The sequence below is a fragment of the Flavobacterium sp. KBS0721 genome, assembly GCF_002007065.3.
In the GTDB taxonomy this organism is placed as follows: Bacteria; Bacteroidota; Bacteroidia; order Flavobacteriales; family Flavobacteriaceae; genus Flavobacterium; species Flavobacterium piscis.
In genome coordinates, this window is record NZ_CP042170.1 from 3153353 (window position 1) to 3167064 (window position 13712).

The window sequence follows — 13712 nt, forward strand, 5'->3', positions numbered from 1 at the left end:
GTAAATCCTATTTTATTATTCAATTTAATATTAAAAAATGTACACAGGAAAATCATACAAACTATTAGAATTTATTGTCTGGACAAGAAAAAGCATTTACCTGTTAATTATAATGAGCTTGATTCCAACGGTTTTATATCAAATTCTAGAACTAAAATGGCTTGGTATTTCCTGGACAGTTGTAGCGTTACTAGGAACTGCGACGGCATTTATTGTTGGTTTTAAAAATACGCAAACCTACAACCGAACCCTCGAAGCGCATCAGACATGGACCTCAATTTTAAGCACAAGCCGATCTTGGGGAATTATGAGCAGGGACTTTTTGAATGATTCTGAGAAAACCAAATTACTTGTTTACAGACATATTGCCTGGCTCACCGCTCTGCGTTATGAAATGCGCTCGTTTCGCGTGTGGGAAACAACCCGAAGAAAACACAATACAGAATACCAACACTATTATGTAATCCCCGAAAATGAAATTAGTCTTCAGGAAGAGTTGTCTAAATTTCTTTCTGAAGATGAATTGCAATACATTGTAAAAACAAAAAATAAAGCGACTCAAATTATGGCGTTGCAAAGTAAAACATTGAAAGAGTTATATAATAACCAGGAAATTGTAGTGCTTCAGTTTGTTGATTTTCAAAGAACAATAAAAGATTTTTACACACAACAGGGCAGAAGCGAGCAACTAAAAGATTCTCCTTATCCCAGACAATATGCCATTATTAATACGTTGCTGGTTCGCTTGTTTTGTTTTTTGCTTCCATTCGGATTATTAAAGGAATTTGATAAACTCAATGAAAGTATTGGCGGAATAATGCGCGGAAATATGGTTTGGCTTGTCATTCCGTTTAGTGTTATTATTTCCTGGATGTATACATCTTTAGGACAAGTGGGTGAGAGTACAGAAAACCCTTTTGAAGGAAATGCCAATGATGTTCCGATTTCTAAAATATGCAAAGTAGCAGAAATTGACCTTAGGGAAATTTTGGGAGAAATTAATTTGCCTGAAACTCCTCAGCCACAGCATAATATTATTTTATAAAGAATTTTATTTACCAATCTTCAGCATAAAATCAATGCTGTTATTATTGCTTTACAAACAGCAATAATGTTATAAACTATCTAAATCATGGAAAAGCACAACGACCCTTTGCAGGAAATTCAATTTCCTGCCAGCAATTTTTATGGCCAATTTTTAACGCAGCAAGAGCTTGATGCAGAATATGATGTTGAAAAAGCAGTTTCTAATTTCCCCGACTATATCAAGAAGTATGTTACTGACAGTCAGCAAGCGCGTAGGGTTTTAAAAGACAGATTCGTAATAGCTTATGGACCAACATTAATGGAAAGACTGACGGTTTATCCAGCCAAAGATACCGGAGCGCCTGTTTTAATTTTTATCCATGGAGGTTATTGGAAAATCGGACTTGGAGATGATTACGATTTTGTAGCTATGGGGATAGCTAAAGCTAATTTTACAGTGGTAATTGTCAATTATGATCTTGCGCCAAAAGTAACTATTCCGGAAATGGTAAGGCAGATACGATCTTCTATCGCATGGACAAGCCAGAATATTTTGCAATTTAATGGAGATCCAAAGCAAATCTTTGTCGCAGGGCATTCTGCCGGAGGACATCTTGCTGCCATGTCGGCCATTACAAACTGGTCAGATTATGGATTGCGCGAAAATACGATTAAAGGCATATTGGTGGTCAGCGGTCTTTTTGATTTAGAACCTGTTTCTCACACTTTTGTTCAGCCTGCAATTCGCATTACAGCAGATCAAATTCTTTCTTCGAGTCCTATTAGATTAATTGTTACGAGTAAAATTCCGCTCATTGTCGCTTGGGGAGATCAGGAAACTGAAGCTTTTAAAAGACAGTCATCCAATTATCTGCAAGCCTGGTTAAATAAAGGAAATAATGGAACTGCACTTGTGTTACCCAAAAATCATTTTAGTATTCTAAAAGAGTTTGCATCAGAAGGTTTACTGACCAAAGCAATAATTACGCTTTCTGAAAATCAGAAAGCAATAGCATAAAGAGATAAAATTTTAATATTTAAAAAATATACTAATGAAAAATTCATGGCCTATACTTTCCTATGAAAAAGGAAAACCCACGTATGAAACCCTTCAATTGTGGACACAGATTTTAGGAAAAATTAAACTGGCAACACTACCATGGGCAAATCATTCCTGGAATTGTACGCTGCATATTACTCCACTGGGATTAACTACACAAAACATTCCTTATAGCAATAAAGATTTTCAGATTGATCTTGATCTTGTTTCGCATCAATTGCGCATTGTAACCAGTTTGGGAGAAATTCAGGATTTTTATTTGCATAATTTAAATGTAGGCGATTTTTATAAGCTTATTTTTGAAAAGCTCAATGAGCTTGAAATAAAAATCGAGATCCTGACTACACCTTCTGAAATTGAAAACCCAATTGCTTTTGAGCTTGATACGGTTCATAAAACTTATGAAGTTGGACAGGCAGTGAACTTCCATAAAGCTTTGTGTGGTATTCAGGATGTATTTATGATCTTTAGAAGGGATTTTATTGGTAAAAGCAGTCCAATACATTTTTTTTGGGGAGGTTTTGATCTTTCCCTGGCATTTTTCTCAGGGGAAAAAGCTCCAAAACATCCGGGCAAAATGCCAGGAATGCCAGACTGGGTATTGCAGGATGCCTTCAGCCATGAAGTAAGTGATTTTGGCTTTATAACTGGCAACGAAGCATATCCTGAAGCTGCTTTTTATTGTTATCTATATCCTGAACCAAAGAATTATAAACAAGGAAAAGTAATGCCTGCTGAAGCATTTTATAATGAAGCTTTAGGACAATTTATTTTACCGTATTCTGCAGTTCAAAGTTCTGATAATCCTGAAGAAAAGTTACTGGAATTTTTAAGAAGTACTTACGCTATTGGCGCAATACTAGCCAATTGGAAATCTGATTTATGGGAAGAAAACAGAAATTTTAAGAATGAAATTTCTATCATAATATAATTCAAAAGAGCTTCCAAGAAGCTCTTTTTTGTAAATTAAAATATAATTTTAGAATCCTCAATCTTGCATTATAATCAAATCAGATTTCAAAAAGACTATGCCTGCCAAATCCCCAAAAAAAATCTAGCAGTTCTTTTTTTTGATCTGTATTTATTTTCTCGGTCATCGACTTGAATGTTTGATTTTCTGTATATTTTAGAATGGTTTCTCCCAACGGGATCCCATCGGTATGGTGTTTTATCATCATATTGGCAAAATCCTTGTCTGTTGAGCCGGTTGTTTCAGGCATTTCCATCATTGACATCATATCGTCCATCATCGCTTTGCCTATCTTCTCGAAGCTGTTCATTGCCCAGCTGTCCAATTTCGAATTCCCTATTGACCGTTTTATCCTTTTCGTGCGCTATGGTCTCAAAGAAATCATTTTCAGCCTCATCGCCCTTGTTAGTATCCATATCCGTTTGAGACCCCTTTGAAGGGTCATTCTCTATAAGGTCCTTTTCTATGTCCTTCCCCCTTATGTCTTTGGGGCCGCTTTGGGGTTCCTTTTAAGGGTTCTGCGGGTCATAGGGGCTGGGTGTTTTTGGCTGCGTGTTTTGGGTCTTTGATTTGGTTTTGGGAATTACGGTGGTGCTTGTGGTAATTTCTGGTTGTATGGGAATTTTTTGTTTTATTTTTTGAATTAGATTATTGCTGTTGTTTTTTTAAAGGGGGGCCGGGGGCAGGTTAGGCGGTATGGCAGTGCTTTCTTGTTTGTCCTTTGGCGTTTGTGCCCTTGTCAAATGAAAAAAGGATAGTTATAGCTTTTTATCTTTTTGATATTTTTTAGGAGCTTTTTCCCGCTATCCGTTACAATCTTTTGTGCCGAACCACGGCACAAAAGGATTTCCACTGCTATCGGGGCTAAAAAGCTGAATCCATGTTTTATGTTTCGGCGTAGTTTTTCAATAATAATTTCATAAGCCGCTGACAAAACTTTTATCTTTAATCCTTTCCCTTTTTATAATTTCCTGAACGAAATTATTTTGGCCAGTCTTTGGCAAATTTTATCGATGCTTTTTTAGATATAATATGTTAAAATAAATTTCAACACTACAAATACAGAATTTCTTCAGATTTCATCTTCAACTTTGCCTTATAATTAATCTTTAAGATAAAAACCTATCACTTAATTTAATCTGTTTTCTATGGGTAAAAACTACGTTTATTTTTTATTTCAACAGGCGTAATTAGTAATTTCTAATCTTTTTCTAAAATGTTAAAAACCTTCCTCTTATTCCTTTTTGGTATGACTTCGATTTATGCACAAAACACAATAAGTGATACAATTACGGTACAAGATACTGTAAGAAATTTAAAATTCAATTACAAACAATTAATCATTCCGGGAGTTCTTTTGGGATATGGATTTATTGGTTTGGAAAGTGATCAGCTTAAGAGTTATAATTCAGAAATTAAGGAAGAAGTAAATGAGGATATTGATCATAAAGTTTCAATTGATGATTTTTCTCAGTGGGCACCTGCAGCTTCTGTTTACGCGCTTAATGCTTTTGGCTTAAAAGGGAAAAATAACCTAAAAGACCGCTCTATTATTTTGGCCAGTTCTTATTTGATGATGAGCGCTTCGGTATTTGCCCTGAAAAACATCACAAAAGTAGAAAGACCCGATGGGTCTTCGAATAACTCATTTCCATCAGGGCACACGGCCACTGCTTTTGCGGGAGCCGAATTTATGTATCAGGAATACAAGGACCAATCCATTTGGTACGGAATTGCAGGATACGCAGTAGCTACAGGAACGGGACTTTTTAGAATGTATAATGACAGGCACTGGCTTACAGATGTAGTGGCGGGCGCAGGTATAGGAATATTAAGCACAAAAGCTGCGTATTGGATTTATCCTTATCTGCAGAATAAGGTCTTTAAATCCTCAAAAGAAAATAAAACCACATCGATGATTATGCCTTTTTATAACGGAAAAGAACTGGGATGCAGTTTCATAAGGCAATTTTAAAGCAGTAAATAATTTAGGAACTACAAAATTAATTTCCATAGACAGATTATGTAAGTCTCTCTATGGAATTTATGTTTTTATAAAACAAGAACCTGCAAAGCGCCCGGAAGTATGCTTACTTTTATTTTATTTGTTTTTAAATTATACCTTTCTCCGTCAATTTGGGCATCAATGAAGATTTTGGAAGGCATTTCGATTTGAATATTCTTTACTAAAAAGTGTCTTGCCTTTTCAAATTTTTCAATGGAGTTTCGAAGCACATGATAACCCAGCATAATTTTTTCTGGAAAGGACAATTTCGGTATAATAATCATATCAAGTAATCCGTCGTGAAGACTTGCTTTTGGGGTTAGGCTCATATTATAACCCATTTCGTTTGAGTTGGATATGAATAACATCAAAGGATCTGTTTCCAGAATTTGACCGTTATAATGTACAATGGTTTTTTGGGGTTTAAATTCTAAGCTGGAAGATAATGCAGCCTTGATATAAGCGGGAAGTGTTCTTTTTCCTGCTCTCTCATATTTCTTGATAATCATGGCATCAATGCCGATACCCATATTGCTGAAAAAGTATTTGTGATTCAGCTGTCCAACATCCAACGCTGTTGCATTTCCTTTTTTTATGATAGCAATTGCTTTGTCAAAATTTCTGGGAATGTTAAGGTTAGACGCCAGTCCGTTTCCTGAACCTACGGGAATAATTCCTAACTTAATTGAAGTTCCCACAAGGCAGGAAGCAACTTCATTGATGGTTCCGTCTCCACCGCAGGCAATTATATAATCGGGATTTTGTAAAATCGCAGTTTTTGTGAGTGCTATGGCATGCTTTTTTTGATTGGTATAATCGACCTCAATTATATATTTCTCTTTAGAAAATTGATTCAAAAGATAGGAAGCAGATAAATTGTGTTTTCCACTCCCGGATATAGGATTGATTATAAAATGAATGTAAATCATTATTTTAAAAGTTTATTGGTAAAAAGAAAATCGGCAGTCTGGTACCATGAAATAGTTTCTTCTAAAAATGACTCCTCGATAGTAAGAGCTTTAAGACTGTTATCTTTTTTGTTCCACGAGTAAAAGGCTTGTTTCTTCTGATCGGATAAAATCATTACCTTTTCCTTTTTCATCAAAACCAATTTGCGATACGTTCCCATTAATGCTCTTGGTTCAAAATTGGCATCCAAAACATTTTTCCCAAAAAAATCAGATTCATAGTTCCAGTGAAACAAAGAAAAAAGAGTAGGCCACAGGTCGATTTGCGAACACTGTTTGGCTATTTTTTGATTCTGATTCTCTGGTAAATTCACAATGAAGGCCGGAATATGGTAATTGGCAACATCTATTTCATCTTTTCCAGCGCTGCTGGCGCAATGGTCTGCAATGATAACAAAGACAGTATTCTTGAACCAGGGTTTTGTTTTGGCTTTTTTGAATAGTTCCTTCAGGGCAAAATCGGTATATTTTACCGCTCCTTGTCGGCTTGTTCCCGATGGAATATCAATCTTTCCTGACGGATAAGTAAAAGGCCTGTGATTGGATGTTGTCATAACAAAATTGAAAAATGGCTTTCCGGCTTTGTATTGCGCGTCTGCCACTTTTAGCATTTTATTGAAAATGTCCTCGTCACAAATTCCCCATGCATTTTCAAACGTTACTTCGCTATCATTGATATTATTTCGGATCGTTTTAATTTCGTCGCTCAAAACGCTTCCCCGTCCACGATCGTAAATCGTAAATCCGTTGCCTCCAAAATAGGCGTTCATATTATCAAAGTAACCGTCTCCGCCATAGAAAAAATTACAATCGTATTTTCTGGATTTAAAAACATTAGAAACCGTATAAAGATTGTGATTATTAGGTCTTTTTACAATGCTCTGGCCCGGCGTGGGAGGTATGCATAAAGTAACGGCTTCCATACCTCTGACGGTCCTGGTTCCAGTGGCATATAAATCCTCAAAAAAGATACTTTTCTGGGCAAGACTATCGAGAAACGGAGTTATGTTTTCTTTGTTTCCGAACTCCTTAAGAAAACTTCCGCTAAGGCTTTCCACTAAAATAAAGACGACATTTTTATTTTCAGGGGAAGCAGCGCTGTCTGTTATTTTTCTGTGAATGGAAGAACCACTTTTAAAATAAACAGCATTATCAGCGGCCAGTTTTTTTCTTATAACACCAAAAGCTCTGTCGTTATCAATTGAAGTATAGAAGTCCACATATTTCATCTGGTTATTCCTAAAAGCAGCAAAAAAGGAATAAATTCCGGACTTTGAAATTTCAGAATTATAGCGGTTGGAAGACCATTCCGCTTGATTATTGGTAATAAAAAAAACAAAAAACAGAGCGACAATTATAGCTGAAGACAAAACTGAAAGCCTGGTTTTAAAAGTCGCTTTAGAGGTAAAGGTCGTTGTAAAGGCTCCTCTTTGATAAAAAAGAAACAGAAATGCTGCACTTAACAGTAAAACCCCGCCAATTAGCAAAGGAAGCGGATAAGACTGTTTAATATTGGCTACAACTTCATGTGTATAGATAAGATAATCAACGGCTATAAAATTAAATCGGGTTTTAAATTCATCCCAAAATGTCAATTCGGCAAAAAAAGTAAATACAAGAATAAAGACCGTGAGTGATGTGAAAAAATAAATAAGGATTTTATCTAATATCGAGCCAATCCATTTATTGGGCATTAGACTATAATAAAATATGCTGCAGAGTGAAATGAAAACAACAGTGCCAAAATCAAAAAACAAACCTGTCAGGAATGTTCTTAAAAGAGCAATCAAATTCCACGAAACTTCATCATATTGCCATATAAAAAAAGCAATTCTCAGCAACAGTGAAAGGGTTAAAAACCAGATAATGAAATGAAACAACAGCGAATATCTGCCGTATTTTGAAGATAATTTATTCATATATTTTTAGTATTGAAAAGCAAATTTTATAATCCAATTCTGAATTTATTTTGAATTTTGGTTTTTATTGGGAAATCAGAATTTATAGCTGTAGCCAAAGCGAACTACCTGTGTCTCATAATAATCCTTGGTGGTATAGCGGAAACCCTCACCCTGGATTTCTTTTTTTATTACCAGTGTATTGAAGATGTCGGTGGCATTTAAAAATACTTCGCCTTTTCCTTTCTGCACACTCTTTTTTACACCGAGATCTGTAGAAAAGCGTGAATCAATTTTTCCTTGTGGAATAATATCGGGTGCCAGGTAAACCATTGAAACCTGCCCCGAAAGTGTTGTGCTCAATTGAAAAGTATTGTTCCATTTTACATTTCCCGAAGTTGCTTCCTGCAGACTTGCGTTATAGGTTGACGGAACGGGATATAAATTGGTTACCGTAAAAGCGTCAATAGTATTTTTATATAAATTACCATTCAGATTAAAAGAATACCACGAGGTGAGTTCTTTGGCAAAGACAAGCTCAATGCCAAAAGAAGAACTTTCCATGGCATTTTGGAATACATTATAAATGATTGGGCTGCCCGGAACCGTTGTTGCAATTCGGGTAATGGTACCGTTTACCACCCTGTAATAAAGTGAACCTAAAAAATAGCCTTTCTTAAAATCGGTTTTATAACCCACTTCAAAGGCACTTGTGTACTGGGGACGAAGGGCAGGATTTCCTACTTTAATAATTTCAGCATCATCGTATTTTGGAAAAATACGAATATCGACTTCATTAGGCCTGTCAACACGACGGTTGTAAAAAGCGGTAATTTTATTTTTATCGTCTATTTTGTAAGCGAGTTTAACACTCGGAAAAGGTTCTGTATAATTGTAACCGTCACTTTTATAAACAGGATGATTGGGGGTTACCTCATACTTTAGCTGTACATATTCATAACGCAGTCCGAGCTCCGCTTCAATTCTTTCTGTTTCATAAATATAGCTGCCATAAACAGCAGGTATGATTTCTTTATAGGTGGCCCATCCTCCGGCATTGGCATCGATAGGGGAGTTTTCGCCGGGAAAAAACTGCATATTGGTTGGAATTTGGCGGTTTCTAAATTTAATTCCCGTTTCAAAACGACCGTATTTTAAAGGCTGGACATAATCCAAATTCAGATCGATTACTTTTTCATCTGAAAGTAACTTAAAAGCATCTTTTCCGGTGGATGCCGGCAGGATATTATCAAAGAAATACTTTTCATCTTCCTGATGGTACGTGTAATTAATTCCCGCGTTTAATTTTCGTCCTGCCTGTCTGAATTTATGCTGATAGGAAGCGCTTGCCATCACAGTTGTCTTAAGCTCATCTTCTAAAAATTGCCAGAGACGCAAACGCTCAGAATAATCGGCATTAAAAAAAGGCTCATCACCGTGATCGATAATTTTTTCGCTTCCAAATAATCCGGAAAATGAAAAAGTATTCTGGTCGTTATAATTCCAGTCGATTCCGGTTTTAATGGTGGTAAAATGCGTGTCGCGATTTCGCTTGGTTTGCTGGTTGATTATGGTGCCGTCATCGTAGGTTCTGGTTACAAACTCATTTTTGTTCAGGGTTTCTGTATACAGATAATCAGCTTGTAAATAGGTATTTACTTTATTTTTTCTGTAATTTAAAGACAGGCTCGGATTGATTTTAGGGGTCATGTGATATTGATCCCTGATAGTGGGAAGATTTGACTTGCGCTCCCACAATGCGCCATAACCCGAACTGATTCCTATTTTACCATTCAGGCCATCCTGCTTATTTTTTTTATAGATGATATTGATGATTCCGGCATTTCCGTTTGCATCATATTTAGAAGATGGATTATTGATAATTTCAATTTTCTCGATGGCTGAAGCCGGGATATTATCGAGTCCCGACTGGTTTCCAAATCCTGTCAGCGCGGTTTGTTTGCCATCAATTAAAATGGTTACTTTATCATTTCCCCTTAACTGCACTTTTCCATTCTGAACCGTAACGCCGGGCAGATTTTGCATAGACTGCAGAACAGAGCCTCCGCTTTGGGTAATATTATCGGCAACTGAAAACACTTTTTTATCCATTGTAACAGGATTTTTTTGCGCGTCTGAACTCACAATGACCTCAGATAAAGTATTGATGTCTTCTTCCAGTCCGATAGCTCCAAGATCCAGATAATCAGAAAGGCTTCCAATAAATACGGCTTGTGATTTTGTTTTAAAACCAATTGAAGTGACCTCCAGCGTATAATTTCCTGAATTTACTCCTGTTATGGTAAAGCGTCCATCTTCGCCGCTAACGGTTCCGAAGAAAATTTTAGAATCTTTTGAAGATTTTAAAACAACATTGGCGTAAGGTATCGCAACTTTGGATTTACTATCGGTAATAATTCCCGAAAGGATTACTGTTTTTTTCTGGGCAGATAATTGCATTACGGCTAGCAGCAGAAAAGGGAAGAGCAGTAGTGTTTTTGATTTCATTTGTACTATTAAAAAAAAGAATAGTACAAAGCTCATAAGTGATTCTGTAGGAAGTTTGAATTTTTAGAAAATCACCTCAAAAATATGCAGATTTTCAGTAAAAGAATAACGGATATCCCAATCGTTAATTTCACAGATTTTTTTGATAATTGCCAGTCCCAGCCCATTTCCCTGCGATGACGGATTTACTTTTGAAAAACGGTTAAAGATGCTCTGCGCTCCCAGAGGCGTTTCCTGACCGGTATTGATAAATTTAAAGGAATTATTTTCTATGATAATATCAATTACGCCATTTTTTATATTGTGGCGAATGGCATTCAGAAATAAATTATTAAGCAATACTTCTGTAAGTGCCGTATTTCCTTTTGTTGTAATGATATTTATAAAATGGGTATTGATTGTTATACTCTTGGATTGAGCCTGTTCCATAAAAAAATCGAGATGTTTATCAATATATTCGTTGAGAACAATAGTATCATGTTCCAGATAACTTTCATTATCAATTTTAGAAAGTAAGAGCAGGTTTTTATTGAGTCTGTTTAGTCTTGAAACATCTTTGTTGAGAGATCCCACCAATTCAGATTGTTCGCGGGTTAAGTCCAATTGCTGCAGCGTGTCAATTTTAGTTTGAAATAAAGCTAATGGGGTCTGAAGTTCATGAGCAGCATTTTCTACAAATTCTCTTTGACTTTTATAAATAACAGTGTTTTTTTCTATTAAGCGGTCCAGACTTTTATTAAGCCTGTCAAATTCGTCGATATCTGTTGCAATAAATTCAGGCGAATTGTTTTTATCAATTTCAAACTCCTCAATCTGGCTCAGTGTATTATAAAAAGGTTTCCAGATTTGTGCAGCCGATTTTTTGGATATCCAGATAATCCCTGTCAGCAGGATAATGATGATAAAAAGAAACATGAAAGCAACGCTAATCACCATTCCTTCCATTTCAATAAGATTACGCTTTTCTATGTAGGTATATTTTTTTCCGTTTATTTCGACTGGGGCATATAGTATGCGAAATGGCTCTTTTTCATTGGCTATGGCTTCAAAAATCATCTCACCAACGATTGAATCTTTGGTTACGCCCATATCGGGCACAATAGTAACATTTTGATTGTATTTGTTCCATGCTGCAATGTCACTTGCTTTATAATTGCTATGGCTTTCATTTACAAAAGCTCCTTTATGAAAAAGAAGTACTTCATCAGTTTCATAAATGTAGAGCCATTGGCAGGTATAATAAAATACCGGCGCTGCTATTAAAAGTATAATAACAGCATAAATAAGAAAACTGTTGGTTGTTTTAAGAAGTAGTTTTTTATTGCTCATTTTCCCATTTGTATCCTAAGCCGTATACTGTTTTTATATAATCGCCACTGCCGGCCTGAGTTAGTTTCTTTTTAAGATTTTTGATATGGGCATATATAAAATCATGATTGTCCAGCATATCTGCCATATCACCTGAAAGATGCTCTGCAATGGCAGATTTTGAAAGCACTTTATTCTCGTTGCCAATTAAAAAGAGCAGTAAATCTAATTCTTTTTTGGTAAGATCCAGTTTTATATCATTTACAGCTACTGTTTTGGAGAAAATATCGACCGCAATTTCATTAAAGACAACACTATTGCTTCCTTTAAAATTTTTACGACGTATAAGTGCCTGCATGCGAACCAATAATTCAGCCAGATGAAAAGGTTTAGTCAAATAATCGTCAGCGCCCAGATTAAATCCCTCCAAACGCGTTTCAAGGTTTTCTTTTGCTGAGATAATAATTACGCCTTCGGTTTTATTTTTAGCTTTTAACTCTTTTAAAATATCAAAACCATCACCATCTGGCAGCATAAGATCCAATAAGATACAGTCGTAATCATAACTGTCTATTTTGGTGAGTGCCAAATTATAGTTTTCGGCGGTTTCGCATTGAATGCCGTTTGTTTTAAAGTAGTCTTTGATGCTTTGCGCAATTTCGCGCTCATCTTCAATAATCAAAATTTTCATGCTGCAATTTACAAATGAATTCTGAAGAAAAACTGAATAAAAGGGTTCTTAATTAAAATTTAATAATCCTAAAATGTTTTAAAATAGCAGATTGTAAAATTCTTACCATCGTATGAAGGGGCTATAAAAGATGTCGATTTATTTTGTTCACCATGAAATAATTTTCTTGAAATATAGGGATTCATCCAGTAGGCAATTTTGGTGCTCAGGATTCCAATTCCAGCGCCTGCCGCCACATCTGTAAGCCAGTGCCTGTTGTTGTACATTCGAAATATGCCGGTACCTGCAGCCACCGCATAACCCGCCACACCATACCATATGGATTTGTCCTTGTATTCCTGATATAAAAATTCAGCGCCTGCAAAAGCGATAGCGGTATGGCCGGAAGGAAATGAATTATTGGAAGATCCATCGGGGCGTTCTACATTAGTAACTGATTTTAAGGCAAAAACAGTTCCCACGGTTATAATGGTTGAAGTTGCCAGAATTACAGAACGGTCGCGCATATTATTTTTTCCCTTGACCCCAAAAGCATTAAGCGCATAAACAGAAACTGCAGGAACATATCGTGAAAAATCATCTATTGTAACTTTTTTATCAATGTCTTCTGTAAATTCATCACGGATTTGAAAGTTAAAACTTTTAATCTGCCCGCTTTCAGCTCCCCAAAAACCATATCCTATCAAAACTCCCGGAATGATAAGCTGTTTGTAATTGAAGGTGATGTTTTTAACCGTGTCATTTACTATAGAATCCTTTTGAACTGTATTTTGCCCTATGGTAAAGCACGCAAAAAGTAAGGAAACAACTGAGAGAATAAATTTTTCCATCAAATTTTTTTTAGTATATATCTTTAATAAAGTTACTACAATTTTAGATTATAAATATTCACTCCCGATGATGCTATAAAAAAACATTAGTGGTAACGATTTTTTTATAGCATCAAATCCAGATGCATTAAAATTTTCTCTGGGTAGGTTAATTATTTGCACCACCACCGGTGTGATCCCTTGCGCGTTCATCTTCCTGAAGCTACTTCTGGCCAAGCTGCCCGATATCGAATTCCTTTCTTACCCGAATATCCTTTTCGGGCGCTATGGTTTCAAAGGAATCATTTTCAGCCTCATCGCTCTTTTGGGTATTCCTATCCGTTGGGACCCCTTTGAAGGGGCATTATCTACAAGGTCCTTTTCTATGTCCTTCCTCCTTATGTCTTTGGGGCCGCTTGGGGTTCCTTTTAAGGGTTCTGCGGGTCATAGGGGCTGGGTGTTTTTGGTT

11 protein-coding genes are annotated in these 13712 nt (G+C 36.1%); 4 read left to right on the plus strand and 7 right to left on the minus strand.

All coding sequences use genetic code 11. The annotated features are described in order from the left end of the window. The first annotated feature begins 37 nt into the window (after positions 1-37). The 3 genes from B0M43_RS13725 (at position 38) to B0M43_RS13735 (ending at position 3017) form a co-directional block, all read left to right on the plus strand. Positions 38-1045, plus strand: a complete 1008-nt coding sequence (locus B0M43_RS13725) for a bestrophin family protein (protein WP_078008873.1) — start codon at positions 38-40, stop codon at positions 1043-1045. An 87-nt stretch (positions 1046-1132) separates the two neighbouring features. After that, on the plus strand, positions 1133-2044 hold the full coding sequence (locus B0M43_RS13730; RefSeq protein ID WP_078008872.1) for an alpha/beta hydrolase: 912 nt from the start codon (positions 1133-1135) through the stop codon (positions 2042-2044). Between the two features lie 34 nt (positions 2045-2078). Next, the gene (locus B0M43_RS13735; RefSeq protein WP_078008871.1) at positions 2079-3017 is read left to right on the plus strand and encodes a DUF5996 family protein; all 939 of its coding nucleotides are present in this window, start codon (positions 2079-2081) and stop codon (positions 3015-3017) included. 79 nt (positions 3018-3096) lie between these two features. On the opposite strand, the gene B0M43_RS13740 is transcribed toward B0M43_RS13735, so the two are convergent. After that, entirely contained in the window at positions 3097-3366 is a 270-nt protein-coding gene (locus B0M43_RS13740) for a DUF305 domain-containing protein (RefSeq protein ID WP_078008870.1), read from the minus strand. Positions 3367-4272: 906 nt separating this feature from the next. Between B0M43_RS13740 and B0M43_RS13745 the strand changes: the two genes are divergently transcribed. Continuing rightward, positions 4273-5031, plus strand: a complete 759-nt coding sequence (locus B0M43_RS13745; protein ID WP_078008869.1) for a phosphatase PAP2 family protein — start codon at positions 4273-4275, stop codon at positions 5029-5031. A 77-nt stretch (positions 5032-5108) separates the two neighbouring features. On the opposite strand, the gene B0M43_RS13750 is transcribed toward B0M43_RS13745, so the two are convergent. The 6 genes from B0M43_RS13750 to B0M43_RS13775 form a co-directional block, all read right to left on the minus strand. After that, on the minus strand, positions 5109-5990 hold the full coding sequence (locus B0M43_RS13750; RefSeq protein WP_078008868.1) for a diacylglycerol kinase family protein: 882 nt from the start codon (positions 5988-5990) through the stop codon (positions 5109-5111). Then, positions 5990-7948 (minus strand): LTA synthase family protein, encoded by a 1959-nt coding sequence (locus B0M43_RS13755; RefSeq protein WP_078008867.1) that lies wholly within the window; start codon positions 7946-7948, stop codon positions 5990-5992. The genes B0M43_RS13750 and B0M43_RS13755 overlap by 1 nt, the downstream gene beginning before the upstream one ends. Before the next feature lie 75 nt (positions 7949-8023). Beyond that, complete coding sequence (locus B0M43_RS13760) at positions 8024-10435, minus strand: TonB-dependent receptor domain-containing protein (RefSeq protein ID WP_078008866.1); 2412 nt, start codon at positions 10433-10435, stop codon at positions 8024-8026. A gap of 63 nt (positions 10436-10498) precedes the next feature. Continuing rightward, positions 10499-11764 carry a sensor histidine kinase KdpD gene (locus B0M43_RS13765; protein ID WP_078008865.1) on the minus strand — a complete coding sequence of 422 codons (1266 nt, stop codon included), beginning with the start codon at positions 11762-11764 and terminating at the stop codon, positions 10499-10501. Then, entirely contained in the window at positions 11754-12434 is a 681-nt protein-coding gene (locus tag B0M43_RS13770) for a response regulator transcription factor (protein ID WP_042567096.1), read from the minus strand. Before B0M43_RS13770 ends, B0M43_RS13765 begins: the two co-directional genes overlap by 11 nt. Positions 12435-12502: 68 nt before the next feature. After that, a complete protein-coding gene (locus B0M43_RS13775) occupies positions 12503-13264 on the minus strand; it encodes a phosphatase PAP2 family protein (protein ID WP_078008864.1) in 762 nt (253 codons plus the stop codon). Positions 13265-13712 lie beyond the last annotated feature (448 nt).

Excerpts from the sequence above, each read along its gene's own strand:
- B0M43_RS13775 (WP_078008864.1), bottom strand. The coding sequence starts at position 13,264 with ATGGAAAAATTTATTCTCTCAGTTGTTTCCTTACTTTTTGCGTGCTTT.
- B0M43_RS13760 (WP_078008866.1), bottom strand. The coding sequence starts at position 10,435 with ATGAAATCAAAAACACTACTGCTCTTCCCTTTTCTGCTGCTAGCCGTA.
- B0M43_RS13765 (WP_078008865.1), bottom strand. The coding sequence starts at position 11,764 with ATGAGCAATAAAAAACTACTTCTTAAAACAACCAACAGTTTTCTTATT.
- B0M43_RS13745 (WP_078008869.1), top strand. The coding sequence starts at position 4,273 with ATGTTAAAAACCTTCCTCTTATTCCTTTTTGGTATGACTTCGATTTAT.
- B0M43_RS13755 (WP_078008867.1), bottom strand. The coding sequence starts at position 7,948 with ATGAATAAATTATCTTCAAAATACGGCAGATATTCGCTGTTGTTTCAT.
- B0M43_RS13750 (WP_078008868.1), bottom strand. The coding sequence starts at position 5,990 with ATGATTTACATTCATTTTATAATCAATCCTATATCCGGGAGTGGAAAA.
- B0M43_RS13725 (WP_078008873.1), top strand. The coding sequence starts at position 38 with ATGTACACAGGAAAATCATACAAACTATTAGAATTTATTGTCTGGACA.
- B0M43_RS13730 (WP_078008872.1), top strand. The coding sequence starts at position 1,133 with ATGGAAAAGCACAACGACCCTTTGCAGGAAATTCAATTTCCTGCCAGC.
- B0M43_RS13735 (WP_078008871.1), top strand. The coding sequence starts at position 2,079 with ATGAAAAATTCATGGCCTATACTTTCCTATGAAAAAGGAAAACCCACG.
- B0M43_RS13740 (WP_078008870.1), bottom strand. The coding sequence starts at position 3,366 with ATGAACAGCTTCGAGAAGATAGGCAAAGCGATGATGGACGATATGATG.
- B0M43_RS13770 (WP_042567096.1), bottom strand. The coding sequence starts at position 12,434 with ATGAAAATTTTGATTATTGAAGATGAGCGCGAAATTGCGCAAAGCATC.